The organism is Cupriavidus sp. FW305-F7 (assembly GCF_058782875.1).
Map to the genome: position 1 here is coordinate 17,944 of NZ_JBYSYC010000050.1, position 22,309 is coordinate 40,252.

A 22,309-nucleotide genomic window follows, 5' to 3' on the forward strand; every position below is an offset into this window, starting at 1 on the left:
CGGGTCTGAGCATGGCCGCGGTCACGCCGTGGCCGGCAATATGCCGCGGCATCCGCTACGGTGCATCAGCCCCGGTGCGCCAGTTCCAGCGCAAATACCAGCCGCTGCAGGAAGTTCTCTATGCGCCCGTCCGGATGGATGAAGGCGCAGCCGAAATGGTGGATGGCGCTGTCGTCATGGCCCACCAGCCAGTGGCCAACCACCTGCAGGTCCAGCTCAAGCTTGCCCAGCTCGCGGAAGTCCAGCCGGCACTTGCCGACCGTGGTGCCGACCGGCAACTGCTCTGCCGAGACCGTCTTCGAGCGCAGCCCCACGCCCGACAGCGACAGGTCGGCGATATCGAGCCCCAGCACGGTCTTGTCTGACATGTGGATCTCGCAGCGGTAGCCCCTGGTCACCAGCGTGCGCGCGCGGAAATGACGGCGGCGCTGGAAGTGGTAGAGCTTCTCCGGGAATTCGACAACGAAGGCCGGGCCTTCCTCATAGCGCGTGGCGCCCGGCTGGCCCACCACGAAGTTGACCGGCACGCCGCGCAACAGCCCCGAGAAGGCGTTCTCCTCCGAGGTCAGCAGCGACATCCGTTCGGGCTCTGTATTGCACCAGTCAAACACGAAGGTGCGGTCGACCGGGTCGACGTGCAGGACCGACGTGACGAACTGGTGCCCGGTGCGGGTGCGCACGCTCAGCATGCACTTCTGCCAGGACAGGTCGCGCAGCACGGTGCCGATCTGCGAGTTGTGCGTCAGGCGATAACGCTCATCCGCCGGCTCAATGTCGGATTCGGCGCCGTTATCGGCTGGCCCGGAGGCATCGTGCTGATTCATGGATTCACGCAACGTCTGAAGTGGCTGGGATCGCCGGGTACGGGGGCTTGGGCCTGCCGGCCGCGCGCATGTTAAGCGCCTGCCCCATTGCCCGGCAAGACTCATGGTCTCACTTCGGCAGATCTGTGGCAGAACTTAAGCACAGACTTCCGGGGGGTAGCGCGCACGCCGCTTTCAGGCGTCCAACGGCGATGGCGGCGGCGCAGCAAGCGTTGCCTGCGCCTCTTCGCGCAACCAAGCCAGCAGCACCAGCCGGCGCGTGTCGTGTTCAAACGGTGCGGGCGACAGCAGATGATAGGCCGATCCGTCGGCCACAAAGTCGAATGGCGCGGCCAGCCGGCCATCGGCGATCTCGTCAGCGGCCATCAGCTGCGAGGCCATGGCCCAGCCCAGCCCCGCGGCGGCGGCCTGCAGGCTGAGGTAGAAATGCTCGTACCAGGCGTCGCCTTCGCACTGCACGACGGCGGCGGCATCGCCGCGCACCGCCTGCCAGCGCTGCCATGCCTCGGGCCGCGTGCGCGTATGCAGGCGCGCCGGGACCGTGGCCGCCCCCTGCGCAAGCTGCGGCCGACACACCGGCCCTACCCGTTCCTGCGCCACCTCGCGCGCGTGCCAGCGCGCATCGAAGGCAAAGTCATTGCGCCGCAGTGCCAGGTCGGCGCCGCTGCGGGTGAAGTCGATCGGCCCGCCCGCGGCCATCAGGTGCAGCGGGATATCGGGATGGCGCGCGGCAAAGCGCGGCAGCCGCGGGATCAGCCAGCGCATGGCGATGGTCGGCTCGCATGACAGCACCAGCGCCCGCCCCGGCGGCTGTGTGCGGATGCGCGCGGCGGCGCCGGCCAGCACCTCCATCGATTGCGTGGACGCCGCAAACAGCGTGCGCCCCGCCTCGGTCAGGAAAACCCCGCGGTTGCGCCGCTCGAACAGCGCCACGCCCAGCGTGTCCTCGAGCTGGCGGATCTGCCGGCTGACCGCGCCATGGGTCAGGTGCAGTTCCTCCGCCGCCCGGACAAAGCTTTCGTGGCGCGCCGCGGCCTCGAAGAATCGGATCCAGCCCAGCCAGTGCATCAGTCAGTTTTTCTCACGTAATTGCGCGAGTATATATCGGTTGTGGCGGTCCTTTCCGGCCCGCAGAATTGGGTACGCCCGGATCTCCCGATGTGGCGATCTCCGGATAACTGCAACGTAATCTGACAGAAAATGCCCCCAATCGCCGAATCCCTGGCGGTCGCCGCCGTGACCGTGCTGGCCGTTGTCAGTCCGGGCCCGGACTTCGCCATGGTGACCCGCAACAGCTACCTGTACGGTCGCCGCGCCGGCCTGCTCAGCGCGTTCGGGATCGCGCTGGGGGTACAGGTGCATGTGCTCTATACGATGTTCGGGGTGGCGCTGCTGATGACCCATGCGCACAGCGTGCTGACGGTGGTGAAGATGCTGGGCACGGCCTACCTGGTGTGGATCGGTATCCAGACGCTGCGCAACCGCGAGGCGCTGGCAGTAGACCTGCAAGGTGCGCGCACGCTGCGGCCGTGGGCGGCGCTGCGCATGGGCTTCCTGACCAATGCGCTGAACCCGAAGACCACGCTGTTCGTGGTCAGCACTTACACCCAGGTGGTCGATGCGCGCACGCCGGTGCCGGTGCAATGGGCTTATGGCGGGTTCATGTCGATGGCGCACCTGGCGTGGTTCAGCCTGGTGGCGTGCGTGTTCACCGCGCCCGCGCTGCGCGCGGCGATGCTGCGGCGCCAGCGCCTGCTGGACCGCGCCATCGGCTCGGCCTTGTGCGGGCTGGGCGTGGCGCTGGGGCTCAGCAACCTGGCGTAGGGCCAGCCTGCGTCAGTGGCCAGGCCTGGCGCACGAGATGCTGGGGGCCTTGCGGGCCGAGCCGGCTTTCGAACAGCACCAGCCGCCGCACGTGCCAGGACTCGCTTGCCAGCGTGCGGTGCGTATCGAGCCAGGCGCGCAGCACGCTTTCCGGCACGGACGGCTTGCAGCGCGCCAGCGTCAGGTGCGGATGGAAGCGCCGCCGCTCCGGGGTAATGCCCGCGGCCTCGGCCAGCGCCTGCCCGACATCCGCGTGCAGGGCGCGCAGCGCGTCCAGGCCGGGACCTGGCGCCAGGCCTGCCCACAGCACCGAACCCTGGCCGCTGCGAAAGCGCCCGGTGCCGGCCACCTGAAGCAGGAAGGCGGGCGCGCGGATGCTGTCGAGCGCGGCCTCCAGCGCTGCGCCAGGCACGTTGCACTCACCCAGGAAGTGCAGGGTCAGGTGGACCTGCTCTGGCGCTGCCGGCCGCACGCCGTGCGCGGGCGGCAGGGTCGACAACAGCCATGCCGCCTGCGCGGGCGGGACTTCCACGGCAATGAACAGGCGCGGCATGGCAGCGCAGCCAGCGCGATCAGCCTGGCGTGGTGCCGATGCCTTCGCGTTGCAGCAAGGCGCGCTTGCGCTCGATGCCGCCGGCGTAGCCGGTCAGTGCGCCGGCACTGCCCAGCACGCGATGGCAGGGCACGATCACCGACAGCGGGTTGCGTCCCACCGCGCCGCCGACTGCGCGCGCATGCGTGGGCGGCAGCCCCAGGGCGCGGGCCAGTTCGCCGTACGACGCGGTCTCGCCGCAGGGGATGGCCAGCAGCGCCTCCCACACGCGCTGCTGGAACGGGCTGCCGGCAAAGCGCACCGGCACGGTGAAAGTATCGCGGCGGCCGGCGAAATAATCGGCCAGTTCCGACGCGGCGCGGTCGAGCACGGCGGCATCGGCCGGCCGCACGTCGCGGCTGTCGGCAATGCCCGTGGGGTGGTATTTCTGCCCGGCGAAGAAGAGGCCGGTCAGGTGTGCGCCTTGCACGCGCAGCAGGATGGTCCCGAGCGGGCTGTCAATATGGCGATAGCTGGTCATGTGATCGTCTCCGGTTCGGCCGCGGCGCTGGCCGCGTCCTTCATCGCTTCATAGCGATGCCACAGGTGGATGGCGGCGTAGGCACGCCACGGCGCCCATTGCGCGGTGCGCTCGTGCATCGCACGCACGGTACTGACGCCCAGCACCTTGCGCAGCGCATAGTCAGTGCCCGGGAAGGCATCGGGCCAGCCCAGCGCGCGCATGGCGACATACTGCGCGGTCCAGTCGCCGATGCCGCCGACCTCGCGCAGCGCCGCCACGGTCTGCTCAGGCGGCGCGTGCGCATCGAGCGCCAGCGTGCCGTCGGCCACGCGCTGCGCCAGCGCCAGCAGCGTGCGCGCCTTGCCAGCTGAGACCCCGGCATCGCGCAAGGCTTGCCCTGGCAGGGTGGCAATGGCGGCGGCAGTTGGGAACGTGTAGTGCAGGCCGTCGGGGGGCGTGCCGTCCAGCGCCTGCCCCGCATGCTGCGCCAGCGCGCCCAGGATGCGCCGCGCCTGCACCACCGAGATCACCTGCCCCACCACCGCGCGCACGGCGATCTCAAAACCATCGACGCTGCCCGGCAGGCGCACGCCCGGCATTGCCTCGGCAAGCTCGCCCAGGTGCCGGTCCACCACGTCCGGGCGGCAGCCCAGGTCGCACAGGCGGCGCACCTTGCCCAGCGCCTGCGGAATCACGCGCGCCAGCGAGGCCGACAACGTGACGCGCAGCACCAGCCGGCGCGGCACGTGTTCGATGCGTACCCAGCCGGTGTGCGTGCTGCCGCCGGCATCCACCAGCAGCGTGCGCATATAGGTGCCGTCCCCGATGGCCTCGATGCCGTCCACCGCGCGCGTAGCCAGGAAGCGCAGCCATGCGTCCCAGGCAAACGGCGGACGGTAGCCCAGGTCGAACACCAGCCGGTCGGCCACGCCGTCGGCGGCGCGGCGCCGCAGCGCCAGCGGCGTCAGGCCGTAGCGGGTCTTCAGCACATCGTTGAAGCGGCGCACGCTGCCGAAACCCGCCGCCAGCGCCACTTCGGTCACCGGCAGCGCGGTGTCGGCCAGCAAGCGCTTGGCCAGCAGCAGCCGCTGCGTCTGCGCGTACTCCAGCACCGACACGCCGAACTGTGCATCGAACAGGCGCCGCAGGTGGCGCTCGGTCACGCCGATGCGCGCTGCCAGTGCGGCCACGCTGCCTTCCGCCATGAAGCCCTCGTCGATCAGCGTGGCCGCGGCCTGCGCCAGCCGGCCTGAAATATCGGCCAGCCCATGCCCGGGCGCCAGCTCCGGACGGCAGCGCAAGCAGGGGCGGAAGCCATGCTTCTCCGCCGCCGCGGCGCTCTCATAGAACGTGCAGTTTTCGCGCTTGGGCGTGCGTACTGCGCACACCGGCCGGCAGTACACGCCCGTCGACGACACGCCCACGAAGAAGCGTCCGTCGAAGCGGCGGTCGTGCGAGGCCACGGCCTTGTAGCAGGTATCGGGATCGAGGTGCATGACGGCATGCTACCGCTACCTGCAACGACTTACCCGCTGGATTCGGACATTTCCCTCTGGCGCGCAGGCGTGGGCTGCGGCACAGTTCCTGGCAGGGGCGGCGGCTAGAATGCGCTTCGTGCCTCACCCACCAACTCACTGCCACCGCCCGCCCGGAGACGCCATGCGCCGCACTGCCCTGCACCTGTCCTTGCTTGCTTCGCTTGCCTGCGCGCCGGCGTTGGCGCAGCCAGTGCAGACCGCCCCCGCGGCGACGCCTGCCAGGGCCACGCAGGTGGCGTCGGTCGAAGGCATCACCGAATACCGCCTGCCCAACGGCTTGCGCATCGTACTGGCACCGGACGCGGCCAAGGCCACCACCACCGTCAACATCACCTACCTGGTCGGCAGCCGCCATGAGAACTATGGTGAGACCGGCATGGCCCACCTGCTCGAGCACCTGCTGTTCAAGGGCACGCCAGCGCTGCCGGACAAGACCATCCCGACCGAGTTCGCGCGGCGCGGCATGAGCGTGAACGGCACCACCGCGCAGGACCGTACCAACTTCTTCGGCACCTTCAGCGCCAACGACGACAACCTCGACTGGGCGCTGCGCATGGAAGCCGACCGCATGGTCAACAGCGTGATCTCGCGCGCCGACCTGGACAGCGAGATGACGGTGGTGCGCAACGAGATGGAAATGGGCGAAAACAGCCCCGGGCGCATGCTGATGCAGCAGACCATGGCCGCCGCCTACCGCTGGCACAACTACGGCAAGGCCCCGATCGGCGCGCGCAGCGACGTGGAGCAGGTCAGCATCGACAACCTGCGTGCCTTCTATCGCCGCTACTACCAGCCCGACAACGCGGTGCTGGTGGTGGCCGGCAAGTTCGATCCCGCCGCCACGCTGGCACGCATCGAGCGCTACTTCGGGCCGATCCCGCGCCCGACGCGCGTGCTGCCGCCCGAGCATACCGTCGAGCCCGCACAGGAAGGCGCGCGCGAGCTGGTAGTGATGCGCCCCGGCGACAACAGCCTGGTCGCCGCGCAGTACCACGTCAGCCCGGGCGCGCATCCGGACAGCACGGCACTCTCGCTGCTGACCATCATCCTCGGCGACACGCCGGGCGGGCGGCTGTACAAGGCGCTGGTCGAGCGTGGCCAGGCCGTGTCGGTCGGCACCGCGCTCTATGCGATGAAAGACCCGGGCGCGCTGCTGCTCATGGTCGAGACGTCCAAAGACCAGCCGCTCGCGGCCGCGCGCGCCGGGCTGATCACGCAGGTCGAGGGCTTTGCCGAGGCGCCCGTGACCGAGGCCGAGTTGGAACGTGCGCGCGTGCGCATGCGCAACGCGTACGAACACTACATGAACGATCCCGGCGCGCTCGGCATTGCGCTGTCCGAGGCCATCGCCAAGGGCGACTGGCGCCTGTTCTTCCTGGCGCGCGATCGCATCGAGACCACCACGCTTGCCGACGTGCAGCGCGTGGCGCTGAACTACCTGCAGGCATCGAACCGCACCGTGGGCGTGTTCCTTCCCGTCGAGCAGCCGTCGCGCACGCAGGTGCCGCCGGCGCCCGATGTCACCGCCATGGTCAGCGGCTACCAGGGCAGGCAGGCAATGGCCGCGGTGGCGGCGTTCGATCCCAGCCCCGCCAATATCGAGGACCACACCACGCGCCAGACGCTGGCCAACGGCATGCAGCTGGCGCTGCTGCCCAAGCCCGCGCGCGGTGAAGTGGTGCACGGCACGCTGGTGCTGCGCATGGGCGACGTGCAGAGCCTGCAGGGGCTGACCACGGTGGGCGCGCTAACCGCCTCCATGCTCCGGCGCGGCGCGGCTGGCATGGACCGCCAGCAGATCGCCGACCGCATCGAGGCGCTGCGCGCGCGCGTCGGCATCTCTGGCGGCTCTGAGCGCGTGACCGTCAGCTTCGATACGCGCCGCGCGCACCTGCCGGAACTGCTGGCCTTGCTGCGCGACCTGCTGCGCGCACCGACCTTCCCCGAGGCGGAGTTAGAAACGCTGCGCAAGACCAGCATCGCGGAAATCGAAAGCATCCAGCGCGAGCCCGGCGTGATGGCGTCCAATGCGCTGGGCCGCCATGGCGACCCCTACCCCGCGGGCGACCCGCGCCATGCGCGCACCTTTGCCGAGAACATCGACGACCTGCAGGCCGTCACGCTGGCGCAGGTGCGTGATTTCCACGCGCGCTTCTACGGCGCGGGCCACGCGCAGCTGAGCCTGGTGGGCGACTTCGATGCCCCGGCCGCGGCCGCGCAGGCAGCGCAGTTGTTCGGCGACTGGAGCGCGCCACAGCCCTACGCGCGCGTCGAGCGCCCCTATGTGCCGATCCCGCCGGCGGAGTTCACGCTGCCCGCTCCGGGCAAGGCCAATGCCATCTACCTGGCCGCCGCGCCGATCGACCTGACCAACGACGCGCCGGACTATGCGCTGATGATGATTGCCAACCGCGTGCTCGGCGGCGCCAGCCTGCGCGGCCGCCTGGCTGACCGGCTGCGCCAGCGGGAAGGCCTGAGCTATGGCGCGAGCAGCTGGGTGCAGGTGGGCGCGCTCGACCGCGCGGGACGCTTCGGCCTGCAGGCGCAATACGCACCGCAGAACCTGGCGCGCCTGCAACGCGCCATGGCCGAGGAGCTGGAGCGCTTCGTGCGCGACGGCATCACCGCGCAGGAACTGGCCGAGGCCGTCAGCGGCCTGCTGCAGCAGGGCATGGTCAGCCGCAGCAACGATGCCGCGCTGGCCGGCGCGCTGGCCAACCAGCTCTACCTGGGCCGCACCATGGCCTTCACCGCCGAACTCGAAGAGCGCCTGCGCAACGCCACGCCGGAAGCCGTCAACGCGGCCATTCGGCGCTACATGCAGCCAGGCACGCTGTCGCGCGTCTATGCCGGCGACTTCAGCGGCGCACCGGCGCAGGCGGGCACGACCGGCAGCGGAAGTGGCGCCGGCGCGCCCGGGAGCACAGGCAACGAAGCGGCCGGCGCGGCACCGCAGGTGCAGCCCTGACATACGCGGGAAACAATATTCGGCTGCACTGGCGAAAGGCCGCAGGCGCGGCCTGCGCAACATCGCGGCGGCAAGGCAGGGAGCGGTCGGCAGGCGTCCGGTGCAAGCCCCTTGCCGCGACCCCGGGTTGACTGTATATTCGTACAGTATAAGTCGATATAAGAGGTGTGGATGTCAATCGTGCGAGCTGGCAGCAAGGCAGAAGCGCTCAGGCTTCTGGCCTCGGAAGGCGTGCTGGCGCTTGAGCTGGACTACGAGACAGGATGGCAGGATGCCGTCGAACTCGGCAGGCTCGGAGAAAAGCGCGGTATCAAGGTGCAGTATCGCGGACAAGAAAGCATCGCCGTCCGTTCCCGCGAAGCCCTGATCGAAGGGCTGGCCAAACCCAAGGCCACGTTCCGTCAACGCAATCTCTATTGCCAGTTCGATCTGGGCACGCTGGCGGACCATGAACTGCTCGACCTCGAGGCCAAGGCCACGCGGCTCGGGGACTATATCCTCGCCGGCCACCTGCTGCGCGATGTCGATGGCGTGTGGCCGCAATAAGCGGCTTGCGCGCACGTCAGACCATTAGAAGAGAAAAAAGCCGCCATGCAGGCGGCTTCCGTCACATTGCGCTGAGCCCGTTCTTCGTGCCCGGTGCCCCGGTCAATGCCACACCCGCGTGGCGTTGGCCCAGCGCGCCGCGCACGACGACTGCGCCAAGGCTGCGTCGATCACTTCGTTGGCGGCCTCCGCCGCTGGCACCGCCGCGGCAGTATCCAGCGCCGCGCGCCACAGCACCGCCGACACCAGCGTCTTGCATTGCCGCCGTTCGCCATGCGCAAGCGCCAGCAGCCGCTCATAGCCGTCCAGCACGATCAGCCGGTCACCACGGCGCGGATGCAGCGACAGCGTGTAGAGGTGGTCAAACTCGCATTGCAGGCTGCCGCCGTTGACCGCGACCACGATGGCACCCGGCAACGCAATGCCGCTGGCCTGGACCTCGCCACGCAGGCGCGCCAGGTGCGCGTGCGCGCGTGGATCGCAGGTGCCGCCCACGCCGCCCGCCATCTCTGCCGGCAGCGCGCTGAGTGCCATCAACTCGGCCGGCGACACCGCCAGCGTATAGGCCTGCAGCGTGGGACGATAAGTTGCCACCACGGCGCGCAGCCGGTGCGGCGCGTCGCCATCATGCCCTGCCTGCAGCGGGCTGTCCGGCCCGCGTAACTGCATCGTGTTCACGTCGACTCCTGCCGCGCGGGGCGTTTACTGGGTCAGTCGCGCAGCAGTTGCTTGGCGATGATCAACTGCTGGATCTGCGTGGTGCCTTCATACAGGCGCAGCAGGCGCACGTCGCGGTAGAAGCGCTCGGCCTTGTACTCGGCGATATAACCGGCGCCGCCATGGATCTGCACCGCGCGGTCGGCTACGCGGCCCACCATCTCGGTACAGAACATCTTGGTGCACGAGGCCAGCATGCTGACTTCCGGATCGCTCTTGCCGGCGGGCTTGGCATCGTAGCGCTGGGCGCAGTCGCGCACCATCGACAGGCCGGCGTACAGCTCGGCCTGGCTGTCAGCCAGCATGCCCTGGATCAGCTGGAAGTCGCCGATGGGCTTGCCGAACTGCTTGCGCTCCTTGGCATACGCCACCGCGTCGGTGATCAGGCGATGCGCCATGCCGCAGGCCAGCGCCGAGAGATGCAGGCGGCCGCGGTCGAGCACCTTCATCGCGGTCTTGAAGCCGACGCCCGGCACGCCGCCGATGATGTTGGCGGCCGGCACGCGCGCGTTCTCAAGCACCACGTCGCAGGTCTTGGTGCCGCGCTGGCCCATCTTCTTGTCCGGCTTGCCCAGCGAGATGCCCGGGGTGTCGGCCGGCACGATGAAGGACGAGATGCCCGAAGCGCCCGCACCGCCGGTGCGCGCCATCAGCGTGAAGGCGCCGGCGCGCGGCGCGTTGGTGATGAAGCGCTTGGTGCCGTTGATGACGTAGTGGTCGCCGTCGAGCTCGGCCTTGGTCTGCAGCGAAGCCGCATCGGAGCCGGCGTTCGGCTCGGTCAGCGCGAACGAGATGATCAGCTCGCCGCTGGCGATGCGCGGCAGGTACTGCTGCTTCTGTTCCTCGGTGCCATCCATCAGGATGCCCTGCGAGCCGATGCCGACGTTGGTGCCGAACACCGAGCGGAAGGCAAAGGCGGTATGGCCCAGGTCATAGACCACATCGCATTCCTGCGACATCGACAGGCCGATGCCGCCGTAGTTCTCGGGGATGGAGATGCCGAACAGGCCCATCTCCTTCATGTCCGCGACGATCTCGGCGGGCACGTCGTCGGTTTCCTCCAGCGTGTCTTCGGCGGGCTTCAGGCGTTCGTCGATGAAGCGCTGCACCGAGGCGCGCAGCAGGGCAAAGGATTCTTGGTCAAGGGCCATGGTGATTCTCCGGGTCAAGCCAGTGCGTCAGTCTGGCCGCCTATGGTACGCCGGTCGCGAGATTTGACAATCCACTGAAACTTGGACAGAAGCGTCAATAAAATTTGACAATCGCAGCGGGCCTCAACCCCATGTGGCGGATAACAGGCCCGCCACACCGATGGCCAGCGCCGCCAGCGCATCGCCCGCGATCAGGCCGCCACCGACCAGCGATGCGGTGCTCATGTCCTGCGGCAAACCCTGGGCCGGCCTTGCGGGTCTGGCCACGGCAGCGGCCAGGCTCGCCATCACTCCGCCGGCCGCCATCCACCCGGCCGCCGCCAGGTTGACGAAGCCACCGAATGACGACGCATAGGGCGAGGGCAGGATCACCGCATCGAGCAGGAAATCGGCCACCCGCCCGCGCCGGCTGGCTTGCGCAAAGCGCTGCCATGCCGGCCGGCCGAGGATGGCCTTGCGCAATACCGCGGTGGCCAGGCCGAGCCCCAGGCCCGTTGCCACCGCCACATGCTGGCCGGCACGGCTTTGCGCCAGCCCGTGCAGCACGCCCACGATCTTGTATGTCATGGCCGAGGTCCAGCGCGCCGGCTGCTGGTCGGCCGGCAGGCTGGTCTGGTCCAGCGCCAGCACCGGGTAGGCATGCATGAACAGCCGTGCCATCGCCACCGCAACCAGCGCACCCACAACGATGCCCGCCACCTGGTAGCCGAACTGCACTATGCGGTCGCTGCCCAGGCGCCAGCCGGTGGAGCGGTCCTGCTGCATGTCGCTCGCCTCGGCCGTGGCCACCAGCAAGACCGTGGCGGCGATCAGCCCGACATGGGGCGCGCGCAGCCCGGCGGCGGCCATCAGGATCACGGACAGCACGAAGGCGGATGAGATCGGGTTCTGGTCGACCATGCCGACCGAGATACCGTTGACCAGCGCAAACACCAGCACCAGCAGCACCGCCATCAGCTGGAAGCCCAACGGCTGGCCGAACCAGGCAACGCCCGCCGCCACCGTGGCCGCGCCCCATAGCAGCGCCCAGGCCGCCACCCAGCCCATGCCCGGCCCGCGCCGCGGCGCAGAGTGCCGCGGCGTGGGCCCCGCACGCCACTGGCGGCACGCCTGCGCCAGCAGCAAGGCCACATCGACGGCTGCCGCCCCCATGATCATGCCCAGGGCTACCAGGAAGGTTGCCTTGCGATAGGGCTCGCCAGTCGCCATCCAGCCCGCGGCGACAAACCACGGGGTCATGGCCCAGCCGGCCAGCCCGCCCACCAGCGCGGCAATGCCCACGCGCACGCCGACAATCATCCCCGCGCCGAAGGTCGCAGCCGACAGGTCCAGCGCCGCCAGCCACGGCATGCGCGCCGCGCCCAGGCCGCAGCCCAGGCCCAGCGCCATGCCGCCCCCAAGCCGGGCCACCGAACGCCGCAGCAGCGCCGGATCGGTCAGCGCGCGCAGGATATTGGCCACGGCCAGCCCCGACGGAAAGGTCAGCTGCATCCGGTCCACCAGCAATGGCGTGTACAGCATGCCCACGCCCACCCCGAACATGCCGATGCACAACATGTACAGCACCAGCTGCCACAGCGGCGGCTGCGCCATGCCCAGCCACGCCATCGCCTGCAGCACCACGGCCATGCCGCCCATGCCCGCCACCGACGCCGCGGCGGTCTGGATGTAGTTGGCGCCGTGGCGCCCGGGCGCGCCATAGCCCGCCGTCACCACCGAGCCGAGGATGCCCGCCAGCACCTGCCCGCCGACAAAGAAGCCCAGCGAGAAATTCATATACGCGGCAGCGATGCCGCCCAGCGGCCCCAGCACCAGCATGCCTGCCGCGCCCAGCAGCACGTGATACTGCCAGCTGCCCGGCGAGGGCAGCCAGGTGGCACGGGGTGCGGCATCGGTCGGGAGCGTTGGCATGGCGCGGCGCGCGGGCTGAGGCAGTGTGCCTCTTGCGAAGCATAGGCCAAGGCCGCCCTGCGGCGATGTGCGACTTGTCTCCGACTTTCGCCGGACGGTCGATGCCCGGCCGGGTTAACACTAGTTTCGCGCGCAACCATCCGGCCGATATAGTTGCGTACACAACTACATCGCAGAGACACCACAGCCCCGCCATGCCAGACTCCACTGCACCCCACGCGGCCGTGCCGCCGGCACCGCCGCCCTCGTCATCGCGCCCATGGCCGCAGCGCGTGCCGGTACTGATTGCCGGCGGCGGCCCGGTCGGCCTGACGCTGGCCGCGTTGCTGGCGCGACAGGGCATAGCCGCGCTGGTGGTGGAAGCCGACGACGGCTACTGCGCCGGCAGCCGGGCCATCTGCATGGCGCGGCGTTCACTGGAGATCCTCGGCTGGGTGGGCGCGGACCGCACCACCATCGAAACCGGCCTGCCGTGGGTAGGCGGGCGCAGCTACTACCGCGATGCCGAGGTGCTGCATTTCCGCATGCCCAGCGAGCCCGGCGAGCGCTTCGCGCCGATGGTCAATATCCAGCAGTACTACCTGGAGGCCTTCGCCCATGACGCCGCGCTGCACGGCGCCGCGCCGGCGGATGTGCGCTTCGGCGCGCGCGTGCAGGCAGTGCGCCAGCACGGCAGCGGCGTCGTGGCCGAGATCCAGACAGGCGCAGGCGTGGTGCAGGTCGACGCGCAATGGCTGGTGGCGTGCGACGGCGGGCGCAGCACCGTGCGCGAGCAACTGGGCCTGCGCATGGAAGGCACCCAGTACGAAGGCCGCTACGTGATCGTCGATATCGTGCAGAAGACGCGGCGCGAGGTGGAGCGGCTGGCCTGGTTCGACCCGCCCTCCAACCCCGGATCGACCATCCTGATGCACCGCCAGCCTGACGACGTCTGGCGCATCGACTACCAGATCCGCGACGACGAAGACCCCGACGAAGCCGTCAAGCCGGAGAACGTGCTGCCACGCGTGCAGAGCCACTTCGACATGATCGGCGAGACCGAGCCGTGGCGCCCGCTGTGGATCTCGATCTACAACGCCAAGTGCCTGACGCTGCAGGACTACCGCCACGGCCGCGTGCTGTTCGCCGGCGACGCCGCGCACCTGGTGCCGATCTTTGGCGTGCGCGGGCTCAACTCCGGGCTGGACGATGCCGGCAACCTGGCCTGGAAGCTGGCGTGGGTGCTGCGCGGCCAGGCGCCCGACAGCCTGCTCGATTCCTATTCGACCGAACGCGTGCATGCCACGCGGCAGAACATCGCCTACGGCGCCAAGAGCACCGAGTTCATGGCGCCGCCCGACTTCGCCTTCCGGCTGATGCGCGAGGCCACGCTGCGTCTGGCGCAGCATGAGCCCGCGGTGCGGTCGCTGATCAATCCGCGGCAGTCCGCACCGATTGCCTATACGGATTCCGCGCTGAACGGTCCCAGCGACTTTGGCGACGACTGCCCTGGCACCGCGCCCGGCCTGCCCGCGCCGGAAATGCGCGTGGCAGGCCCCGACGAGGTCGTGCACCTTACCCAATGCTTCGGTCAACGGTTCACGTTGCTGTACTTCAGCGATGCGCCCACGTTGCCCGAGCCGCTGGCCGCGTTCGCGCACGCGCATCCGGACGCCGTGCAGGCACGCGTGGTGGTCACCGGCGGCAACGTCGCCGGCGCCACGGCGCTGGCCGACGTCGCCGGCCAGGCCCACGCCCGCTACGGCGCACGACCCGGCACGCTCTACCTCATCCGCCCCGATGGCTATGTCCTGGCACGCTGGCGCGAACCGTCATGGGACGCCGTGCGCGCCAGCCTCGACCCCCTGTTGCAAACCGGAGCCCGACATGCAAGCTGAAGACCTCGACCTCGCCTACACCCGCCTTTGCGAGGCCATGGGCCGTGCCGGCGAAGCGCACACCCCGCTGCTATTGGCAATGGTGTGCCTGGGCCTGATGAGCCGGCAGGAGGCGCTGGCGCCGGTGCTGGCGCTGATCGACGAAGCCGAGGCGCACAGCCGGCAATAGGGAACATAGGACACTAGAATGCCGACGCCTGACAAGGACACGCCATGAAGCCACTGCCACGCCTCGAACAGTTCCTGACCTACCGCCTGCACCAGGTCAACAAGCTCAGCGACAAGGACAGCGCCGCCGCCTACCTGGAGCAATGCGGCCTGCCGCTCAGCGAGGGCCGCTGCCTGGCCGCGATCGGCGCCTTTGCGCCGCTGTCGGTCAACGAGCTGGCGCAGGGCGCCAACCTGACCAAGGGCCAGGCCAGCCGCTCGGCGCAGGCGCTGGTGGCGCGCGGGCTGGTCAGCAAGGAGGCCAGCGAGGCCGACGGGCGCGGCGTGGTGCTGTCACTGACTGCACAGGGCAAGCCGCTCTACCGGCAGGCGATCGCGATGATCGCCAGGCGCAATGCGGAGATCTTCGGCTGCCTGAGCGACGCCGAACAGGCGCTGCTGGGCAGCCTGCTCGACCGGCTGGTCGCGCACGCCGGCCAGCAGCACGAAGACGGCGCCGAAGACGCCGGCGCCTGAGCCTTCAGCGGCGCAGGTTGTCCACCTGCACGCGTGCGCCATCGCGGCGCGCGGCGTCGGCCACCTCATTGGTGACCACGGTCTGGCCGATCGGCGCCAGCGCAATGCCGGCCAGCTTCAGGTGCTGGATCGCAAACGGAATGCCGATGATGGTCACGAAGTTGGCGACCGCCGCCATCACGTGGCCGATGGCCAGCCACACGCCGGCAACGACAAACCACAGCACATTGCCGACCAGCCCCAGCGCACCGGTGCCGACATCGTCGCGCCCGGTCAGCTCGCGCCGGCTGATGGCCTGCTTGCCGAACGGGAAGAACGTGAACGTGCCGATCACGAAGCAGGCCTTGCCCCAGGGGATCCCGATGATCGAGATAAAGGCCAGCAGCCCGGCCAGCCACCATGCCAGGCCCATGACCACGCCGCCAAGGATGAACCAGAGGAAGTTGCCGATTGCGCGCATGCCGTTCGTTCACGAGTGAGGAAGAGAACACGCATGATACGCAATGGTGTTGTGCCGGCATGGCGGCGAGGGGGTCGTGGCCGCAAAGCGTACCTGTTTCTGCGTGCCTTGCCGGGACCGGCTGAACGGCGTCGCCGGTCCTTCGGGAAACGCGTTCGAGCCTTGTTTATAGGCATATTGCACTCTGCAAGGCCGGTCGCAAACCCCGCTTCCGCAGGCAAAGCGTACCCGTTTCTGCGTGCCTCCGCGCGTGCTGGCGCCTTCGGCAAGCACGACGCCGCAGCGCTAGAATGTGACGCTGGCCCGCTATCCGCGCGCCAGCCCCCTGGGCAGCCAACACGCTGTCACCCTTCTCCGACTCCACCGTCTACTCCGCTGTCCCCGCCATGAAGCCCACGCTGCTGATCCTGACCCAGATCGCTACCCACCACCGCGACGCCATTGCCGAACGATTCGAGATCCTCTATGCGCCGGACGCGGAAGGCCGCGCCGCGCAGATCGCCACGCAGGGCGAACGCATCCGCGCGGTACTGACCATCGGCTCCACCGGCCTGACCGCGGCGGAGATCGACGCGATGCCGGCACTGGAACTGGTGTGTGCGCTGGGCGCGGGCTTCGAGAATATCGCCGTGGCCCACGCCCGCGCACGCGGCATCGCCGTGGCCAATGGTGCCGGCACCAACGACAGCTGCGTGGCCGACCACGCCTTCGCGCTGCTGCTGGCGACCGTGCGCGCCGTGCCGCAACTGGACGCGGCCACGCGCGCCGGCACCTGGCGCACCGCGCTGCCGCTGCGGCCCAATGTCTCGGGCAAGCGGCTGGGGATCGTTGGGCTAGGCACCATCGGCAGGCGTATTGCCCGGCGCGGCGAAGGCTTCGACCTCGAGATCGGCTATCACAACCGCAAGCCGCGCGAAGACGCGGGGTACCGGTACTTCGACAGCATCGGCGCGCTGGCCGCGTGGGCGGACTACCTGGTGATCGCCACGCCGGGCGGGGCGGGTACGCGGCACCTGGTCGATGCAAGCGTGCTGGCGGCGCTGGGGCCGGCCGGGTTCCTCGTCAATATCGCGCGCGGCAGCGTGGTGGATACCGAGGCGCTGGCTTCAGCGCTGCGCGCCGGCAAGCTTGGCGGGGCTGGGCTGGATGTCTATGAGAGCGAGCCGGCGCCGCCGGTGGTGTTGTTCGACTGTCCTAACGTCGTGCTGACACCGCATGTGGCAGGCTGGTCGCCGGAGGCCATCACGGCGTCCGTGATGCAGTTCCTGGAGAATGCGCGGCGGCATTTTGCGGGGGAGGGGGTGTTGACGCCGGTGGGGTGAGGGGCAAGCTTTTGCATTGGCCAACGGTACGCCGTCGCTCTTGGCTGCGTGGGCTGTTTCGCTGGCGTAGCCGGCGACCTACTTTCTGTCCGAGCGACAGCAGCCCAACCAGCAGCTCAAGACCTACCCGGCCCCAAACACCACCCTCACCCGCAACCCTGGCCCCGCATCCTCCAGCACCACCCGCGCCCCATGCGACTGCGCAATCTCCGCCACGATGGCCAGCCCGAGCCCGCTCCCGCCGGTGGGTGCATCGGCCACCCGATAGAAGCGATCAAACACACGCGCACGCTCTTCAGCGGGTATCCCCGGCCCGTTGTCGCTGACCACCAGTTCAACGGCACGCCCGTCGGCACTGCGACCCACCAGCACATCGATACGGCTTCCGGCAGGGATATAAGCCAGCGCGTTATCCAGCAGGTTGGTCAGCAGGATGCGCAACGCATCCACATCGCCCCGCACCACCGCCGGCGATGTGTCCTCGCTGCCGTCGAGCCCAAGGTCGATATTGCGATCCAGCGCGGCCTGCGCCATGTCCGCGACCACGCTTGCGGCCAGTTGGTGCAGCTCCACCGGTTCGTGCGGAGGAATGGCTGCGCCCGGCTCCTGCCGTGCCAGCGTCAACAGCTGGGTGACCAGGTGGGTCAACCGCTCCAGTCCCTGGCGCAGCTTGCCGATCGCTTCGTCACGCGCTGCGCCGTTCTCAGCCCGTTCCACCAGCTGTGCCTGCAACTGCAGCGCGGCCAGCGGCGTGCGCAGCGCGTGGGCGGCGTCGGCGACGAAGGCGCGCTGGGTGTCGATGGCGTGCGAGAGCCGCGCCAGCAGCTGGTTCAGCGCGGCGCTCAGCGGAGCGATCTCGTCCGGCATCTGGCGCACGGCCAGCGGCGCCAGTGTGTTGGCGTCGCGCGCGCGCACCTCGGTGGCGATTTCGCGCAGCGGGCGCAGGCCGCGCCCCACTGCCATCCACACCAGCCAGCCCAGCAACGGCAGCAGCAACAGCAGCGGCGCCACGGTGCGCAGCGCCATGCGCGCGGCCAGCGTGCGCCGGGCGCTCATCGGCTGCGCGATCTGCACCACGGTGGGCCCGAGCTGCATGCTGTACAGGCGCCATTCGCCCTGCTGCGTGGTCACATTGGAAAAGCCCAGCTCCGCGCGCGCGGGCAGCGCCGGGTGCGAATGCGACAGGTACAGGCTGCGGCCGGAGCCGTCCCAGATATGGATGACCACATCCTCGTCGGCGTGCGCCAGGTCGTCGGGCGCGCCCAGAAAAGGCGGCGCCACCGGGTCGGCGAACTGGCTGGGCAATGCCGCGGCCATCTGCTTCATCTGGTAGTCGAACAGCGCGTTGGCTTCCTGCCGTGCCTGCCCGTAGATCAGCGCCGTGGCGACGGCGATGCCGGCAAGCAGGCCCGCGGCCAGCCACCACAGCAGGGTTCGCTGGATGGAGCGCATCAGGGGGTGTCTCCTTCGCCTGCGGATGCAGCATCCCCATCGAGGCGCGGCACCACGTAGCCCACGCCGCGGATATTGCGGATCAGCGCCGCGCCGAACTTCTTGCGCAGCGCGTGGATATAGACCTCGACGGTATTGCTGCCGACCTCGTCGTCCCAGCCGTACAGCCGCTCCTGCAATTGCGGCACCGACCAGACCTTGCCGGGCCGCGCCATCAACGCGGACAGCAGCGCGAACTCGCGCGCCGACAGCCGCACCGGCTCGCCGCGGTGGGTGGCCTCGCGGGTCGTGGGGTTGAGCACGATGTCGCCGTAGCTGACCAGCGGCTCCGCCCGGCCGGCGGCGCGGCGCGCCAGCGCGTGCATGCGCGCCGCCAGTTCCTGCAGGTCAAAGGGCTTGACCAGGTAATCATCGGCGCCGGCATTGAGCCCCGCGACACGGTCCGCGACGGCATCGCGCGCGGTCAGGATCAGCACCGGCGTCGGCACGCCGCGCGCGCGCAAGGTGCGCAGCACGTCGAGGCCCGGGCGCCGCGGCAGACCGAGGTCGAGCAGAATCAGGTCATAGCACGCCTGGCCGCCCTGCGCGGTGCTGGCCGCGGCCAGGCCCGCGTCGCCGTCGCGCACCCAGTCGACGGTAAAGCCTTCCTGGCGCAGCGCCAGCTTGACGCTGTCGCCGATCATGGCGTCGTCTTCCACCAGCAGCACGCGCATGGCTATGCGTTCCCGCCGGAACCGTCAAGCCGCTCGGCCAGTGCGCGCGCCAGTCCCGGCAGCGCGGGGTGGCTGGCGGTGATGACATGGACCGGCACGGCCTCCAGCCAGCCGCGCATGCGGCCCTTGGCGACGAAGCGTTCGGCAAAGGCCGAGGCCTGCAGCGCCGGCACGAAGCGTGGCAGGATGCCGCCGCCCAGGTAGACCCCGCCACGTGCGCCCAGCACCAGGGCGATGTCGGCCGCAACCGAGCCGAGCAGGCCGAAGAACACCGTCATGGCGCGCTGGCACAGCGGGTCGTGACGCTCGAAGGCGCCGGTGGTGACCTGCTCCGGCAGCAGCGGCGCAAGCAAAAGCGTACCCGTTTCTGCGGCGAGCGCGGCATGGATATGCGACAGGCCGCTGCCGCACAGGAGCCGTTCCGCCGACACCCGGCCGACGTTGCGATGGGCAGCGCGCCAGGCGCCCCATTCGTCGTCAGTGTCGGGCATCAGCTCGATATGGCCGCCTTCGCCGGCCAGCGCCACGGCTGGTCCGCCCGGCACCGGCACCAGGCCGGAAACGCCCAGCCCGGTGCCCGGCCCGATCAGCGCAAGCGGCGCGGTGCGCACCGCGGTGCCGGCGCGCACGGGCACCAGCCCGTCGGCAGGCAGATGCGGCAGGGCCAGCGCCAGCGCGGAGAAGTCGTTGATGGCCACCAGGGTCTGCAGCCCGAGCGCGCGCCGCATGCCGTCGATCGAGAACGACCAGTTGTGGTTGGTCAGCCGGACCTGGTCGCCGGTCACCGGGTTGGCCAGGCCGATCGCCGCGTGGCGCGGCACGGGCTTGCCCGACGCGGCCAGGCCGTCGAGATATTGGCGCAGGGCCGCTTCGAGCGACGGGAAATCGGCCACCTTCAGCGCGGTCACCGGGCCGATCCGCATTGGTGCGGTTTCCAGTGCAAAGCGCACGTTGGTGCCGCCCACATCGCCGAGCAGGCGGGGGAAGTCAGCGCAGGAGGATGCAGTGGTGGCCATGGCGTCGGGTATCGCTCCGCTTGGGAATCAGATCTGTCAGGTCTTGAACACGTCAAGCCCGTGCCGGTGCCGTGACAACACCAGGCTGACCGGCAACGACGGCGCAGGTCCCTGCAGCGCGCGTTCGAGCACCTCGGCCTTGGCTGCGCCGGACACTGACAGGAACACGCGCTCGGCGGCCAGCAGCGCCGCCAGGTTCAGCGTGATGCGGGCATGGGGCGCGACTGACGGGTGCGTGATCACGTAGCCGGGCTGCGGCTCGCTCAGCGCGCTCTGCAGTTCGGGCGCATCCGGGAACAGCGAGGCGGTATGGCCGTCCTCGCCCATGCCCAGCACCACCACGTCGGGCTGGCGAAATGCGCTGTTGGCCCGCGCCACCGCCTGTGCCGGCGCGGCAACGTCCTGCGCATCGGCAATCAGCGGTACGAAGGCGGCGCTGGCAGCGGCCTCGCGCAGCAGGTGCGCGCGCACCAGGGCGGCGTTGCTGTCCGCGTGGTCGGGCGGCACCACGCGCTCGTCGACCAGCGTGATGGTCACCGCCTCCCAGCGCACATGCCGGTGGCGCAGCCGCTCGAACATCGCCACCGGCGAGCGTCCGCCCGAGACCGCCAGCACCGCCCAGCCCTTGACGCGGATGGCCAGCTCCAGCGCATTGCCGATCGAGATGGCCAGCGCCTCGGCCTGGTCCATCGGGGTGGGATGTTCAAACTGGCGCATGATGGTTTCCTTTGCGATTCTGCGGGCGCATGGCTCAGGCTTCCTCGTGCCACAGCCCGCCGTCGCGCGACATCAGCGCCGACGACGCGGCCGGCCCCCAGGTGCCGGCGGTATAGGGTTTGGGCGGCACGGTGCTGGCTTCCCAGGTGTCGATGATAGGTTCGACCCAGCGCCAGGCCTGCACTTGTTCATCACGGCGCACGAACAGGCCCAGCCGGCCGCGGATCACGTCGAGCAGCAGCCGTTCGTAGGCGCCGGCGCGGCGCACCTTGAACGAGTTGGCAAAGTCCAGGTCGAGCGAGGTCGGCGTCAGCTCCAGCGTGTCGCCGGGCTGCTTGACCAGGCAATACAGGCGGATGCTTTCTTCTGGCTGCAGCTGGATCACCAGCCGGTTCTGCGGCGACAGCGTCAGCGGCCGCGGGAAGATCGCGTGCGGCACGTCGCGGAAATGGATCACGATCTCGGCCACGCGGGACTGCATGCGCTTGCCGGTGCGCAGGTAGAACGGCACCCCTTCCCAGCGCCAGTTGGCGATCTCGGCCTTGATCGCGACAAAGGTCTCGGTGCGGCTGTCGGGCGCGATGCCCGCTTCTTCCAGGTAGCCCGGCACCGGCTTGCCGCCGATGGCACCGGAGCGGTACTGGCCGCGCACGGTCTTCTCGGCCACGTCCTGCGGCGTGATCGGCTTAAGCGCCTTCAGGATCTTGATCTTCTCGTCGCGGATGGCATCTTCGCTGAGGCTGGCCGGCGGCTCCATCGCCACCATGCACAAGAGCTGCAGCAAGTGGTTCTGCACCATGTCGCGCAGTGCGCCGGTGCGGTCGTAGAAGTCGCCGCGCGCTTCCACGCCGAGTTCTTCGGCGATGGTGATCTGCACGTCCTGCACCCACTCGCGCCGCCACAGCGGCTCGAACAGCGCGTTGCCAAAGCGGATCGCCATCAGGTTCTGCACCGACTCCTTGCCGAGGTAATGGTCGATGCGGTAGATCTGCTCTTCGGCGAAGAACTTCGCCACTGCGGAGTTGATCGCCTCGTTCGATTCGAGGTCATGCCCCAGCGGTTTTTCCAGCACGATGCGCACGTTGGGCGCCTGGCGCGTGTTCAGGCCGGTGCGTGCCAGCTGCTCGCAGATCGACACGAACAGGTGCGGTGCGGTGGCGAGATAGCACACCACCACTTCAGGCTTGCGTGCCAGCACCTGCTCCGCCAGCGCATCGAAATGCGCGGGCACGCGTGCGTCGGCCTGCACGTAGACAATGCGCGCGCAGAACTTGTCCCATGACTCGGGCGGCGCATGGGCCAGCCCGGGGCGCACGGTCTGTTCCAGCGAGGCGAGGTAGTCCGCGGTAGAGAGCGGCAGGCTGCCGGTGGCGAGGATGCGTGCGGCCGGATGCAGCAGGCCGGCGTGGTGCGCATCGAACAGGGAAGGCAGCAGCTTGCGCCGCGCCAGGTCGCCGGTGCCGCCGAACAGCACCATGTCGAAATCAGGCATGCTCACCCTGGGACTCCTTGTGCGGTTGAGGACCCGCCATGG

Annotated in this window: 21 protein-coding genes; 7 read left to right on the forward strand and 14 right to left on the reverse strand. The window is 69.4% G+C overall.

Annotated elements, in window-relative coordinates; all coding sequences use genetic code 11:
• Positions 1–65 precede the first annotated feature (65 nt).
• Both AC3WL8_RS33015 and AC3WL8_RS33020 read right to left on the reverse strand, forming a co-directional pair.
• Positions 66–824 carry a flagellar brake protein gene (locus tag AC3WL8_RS33015; RefSeq protein ID WP_041228754.1) on the reverse strand — a complete coding sequence of 253 codons (759 nt, stop codon included), beginning with the start codon at positions 822–824 and terminating at the stop codon, positions 66–68.
• 174 nt (positions 825–998) lie between these two features.
• Complete coding sequence (locus AC3WL8_RS33020; protein WP_153954292.1) at positions 999–1,892, reverse strand: LysR substrate-binding domain-containing protein; 894 nt, start codon at positions 1,890–1,892, stop codon at positions 999–1,001.
• Positions 1,893–2,024: 132 nt separating this feature from the next.
• Here AC3WL8_RS33020 and AC3WL8_RS33025 point away from each other — a divergent pair, with 132 nt between their 5' ends.
• Complete coding sequence (locus AC3WL8_RS33025; protein WP_153954293.1) at positions 2,025–2,648, forward strand: LysE family transporter; 624 nt, start codon at positions 2,025–2,027, stop codon at positions 2,646–2,648.
• Here AC3WL8_RS33025 and thpR read toward each other — a convergent pair.
• Genes thpR through AC3WL8_RS33040 form a run of 3 tightly spaced genes read right to left on the reverse strand, consistent with a single transcriptional unit; the run spans position 2,632 to position 5,199 of the window.
• Positions 2,632–3,201 carry an RNA 2',3'-cyclic phosphodiesterase gene (thpR, locus tag AC3WL8_RS33030; RefSeq protein ID WP_013954072.1) on the reverse strand — a complete coding sequence of 190 codons (570 nt, stop codon included), beginning with the start codon at positions 3,199–3,201 and terminating at the stop codon, positions 2,632–2,634. The two genes, AC3WL8_RS33025 and thpR, sit on opposite strands and share 17 nt — an antisense overlap.
• A gap of 19 nt (positions 3,202–3,220) precedes the next feature.
• Complete coding sequence (locus AC3WL8_RS33035) at positions 3,221–3,721, reverse strand: methylated-DNA--[protein]-cysteine S-methyltransferase (RefSeq protein WP_013954073.1); 501 nt, start codon at positions 3,719–3,721, stop codon at positions 3,221–3,223.
• Positions 3,718–5,199 carry an AlkA N-terminal domain-containing protein gene (locus tag AC3WL8_RS33040; RefSeq protein WP_492379707.1) on the reverse strand — a complete coding sequence of 494 codons (1,482 nt, stop codon included), beginning with the start codon at positions 5,197–5,199 and terminating at the stop codon, positions 3,718–3,720. Before AC3WL8_RS33040 ends, AC3WL8_RS33035 begins: the two co-directional genes overlap by 4 nt.
• A gap of 163 nt (positions 5,200–5,362) precedes the next feature.
• Here AC3WL8_RS33040 and AC3WL8_RS33045 point away from each other — a divergent pair, with 163 nt between their 5' ends.
• Both AC3WL8_RS33045 and AC3WL8_RS33050 read left to right on the forward strand, forming a co-directional pair.
• Complete coding sequence (locus AC3WL8_RS33045) at positions 5,363–8,209, forward strand: M16 family metallopeptidase (RefSeq protein WP_492379708.1); 2,847 nt, start codon at positions 5,363–5,365, stop codon at positions 8,207–8,209.
• A gap of 171 nt (positions 8,210–8,380) precedes the next feature.
• Positions 8,381–8,755 (forward strand): hypothetical protein, encoded by a 375-nt coding sequence (locus tag AC3WL8_RS33050; protein WP_010811174.1) that lies wholly within the window; start codon positions 8,381–8,383, stop codon positions 8,753–8,755.
• A gap of 102 nt (positions 8,756–8,857) precedes the next feature.
• On the opposite strand, the gene AC3WL8_RS33055 is transcribed toward AC3WL8_RS33050, so the two are convergent.
• From AC3WL8_RS33055 to AC3WL8_RS33065, 3 genes are all read right to left on the reverse strand, one after another.
• On the reverse strand, positions 8,858–9,433 hold the full coding sequence (locus AC3WL8_RS33055) for a hypothetical protein (protein ID WP_041228757.1): 576 nt from the start codon (positions 9,431–9,433) through the stop codon (positions 8,858–8,860).
• Positions 9,434–9,465: 32 nt separating this feature from the next.
• Positions 9,466–10,623, reverse strand: coding sequence for an acyl-CoA dehydrogenase family protein (locus AC3WL8_RS33060; RefSeq protein WP_013954077.1), 1,158 nt, complete (start codon positions 10,621–10,623; stop codon positions 9,466–9,468).
• A gap of 123 nt (positions 10,624–10,746) precedes the next feature.
• Entirely contained in the window at positions 10,747–12,534 is a 1,788-nt protein-coding gene (locus tag AC3WL8_RS33065) for an OPT/YSL family transporter (protein WP_492379709.1), read from the reverse strand.
• A 194-nt stretch (positions 12,535–12,728) separates the two neighbouring features.
• On the opposite strand from AC3WL8_RS33065, the gene AC3WL8_RS33070 reads away from it, so the two are divergent.
• The 3 genes from AC3WL8_RS33070 to AC3WL8_RS33080 are packed head-to-tail and all read left to right on the forward strand — an operon-like array spanning position 12,729 to position 15,095.
• On the forward strand, positions 12,729–14,411 hold the full coding sequence (locus tag AC3WL8_RS33070) for an FAD-dependent oxidoreductase (protein WP_492379710.1): 1,683 nt from the start codon (positions 12,729–12,731) through the stop codon (positions 14,409–14,411).
• Complete coding sequence (locus tag AC3WL8_RS33075) at positions 14,401–14,580, forward strand: hypothetical protein (protein WP_013954080.1); 180 nt, start codon at positions 14,401–14,403, stop codon at positions 14,578–14,580. The genes AC3WL8_RS33070 and AC3WL8_RS33075 overlap by 11 nt, the downstream gene beginning before the upstream one ends.
• Before the next feature lie 44 nt (positions 14,581–14,624).
• A complete protein-coding gene (locus AC3WL8_RS33080; protein WP_013954081.1) occupies positions 14,625–15,095 on the forward strand; it encodes a MarR family winged helix-turn-helix transcriptional regulator in 471 nt (156 codons plus the stop codon).
• 4 nt (positions 15,096–15,099) lie between these two features.
• On the opposite strand, the gene AC3WL8_RS33085 is transcribed toward AC3WL8_RS33080, so the two are convergent.
• On the reverse strand, positions 15,100–15,555 hold the full coding sequence (locus tag AC3WL8_RS33085; protein WP_013954082.1) for a YccF domain-containing protein: 456 nt from the start codon (positions 15,553–15,555) through the stop codon (positions 15,100–15,102).
• A 386-nt stretch (positions 15,556–15,941) separates the two neighbouring features.
• Between AC3WL8_RS33085 and AC3WL8_RS33090 the strand changes: the two genes are divergently transcribed.
• Entirely contained in the window at positions 15,942–16,877 is a 936-nt protein-coding gene (locus AC3WL8_RS33090; protein ID WP_013954083.1) for a 2-hydroxyacid dehydrogenase, read from the forward strand.
• A 123-nt stretch (positions 16,878–17,000) separates the two neighbouring features.
• On the opposite strand, the gene AC3WL8_RS33095 is transcribed toward AC3WL8_RS33090, so the two are convergent.
• Genes AC3WL8_RS33095 through zwf form a run of 5 tightly spaced genes read right to left on the reverse strand, consistent with a single transcriptional unit; the run spans position 17,001 to position 22,267 of the window.
• Positions 17,001–18,329: a sensor histidine kinase gene (locus tag AC3WL8_RS33095; protein WP_153954300.1), complete on the reverse strand. Its 1,329-nt coding sequence runs from the start codon at positions 18,327–18,329 to the stop codon at positions 17,001–17,003.
• Positions 18,329–19,042 carry a response regulator transcription factor gene (locus AC3WL8_RS33100; RefSeq protein ID WP_153954301.1) on the reverse strand — a complete coding sequence of 238 codons (714 nt, stop codon included), beginning with the start codon at positions 19,040–19,042 and terminating at the stop codon, positions 18,329–18,331. The genes AC3WL8_RS33095 and AC3WL8_RS33100 overlap by 1 nt, the downstream gene beginning before the upstream one ends.
• A 2-nt stretch (positions 19,043–19,044) precedes the next feature.
• Positions 19,045–20,058, reverse strand: a complete 1,014-nt coding sequence (gene glk / locus AC3WL8_RS33105; protein WP_211979509.1) for a glucokinase — start codon at positions 20,056–20,058, stop codon at positions 19,045–19,047.
• A gap of 36 nt (positions 20,059–20,094) precedes the next feature.
• On the reverse strand, positions 20,095–20,775 hold the full coding sequence (pgl, locus tag AC3WL8_RS33110) for a 6-phosphogluconolactonase (protein ID WP_211979510.1): 681 nt from the start codon (positions 20,773–20,775) through the stop codon (positions 20,095–20,097).
• Between the two features lie 34 nt (positions 20,776–20,809).
• The gene (zwf, locus tag AC3WL8_RS33115) at positions 20,810–22,267 is read right to left on the reverse strand and encodes a glucose-6-phosphate dehydrogenase (RefSeq protein ID WP_211982230.1); all 1,458 of its coding nucleotides are present in this window, start codon (positions 22,265–22,267) and stop codon (positions 20,810–20,812) included.
• Positions 22,268–22,309: the final 42 nt, after the last annotated feature.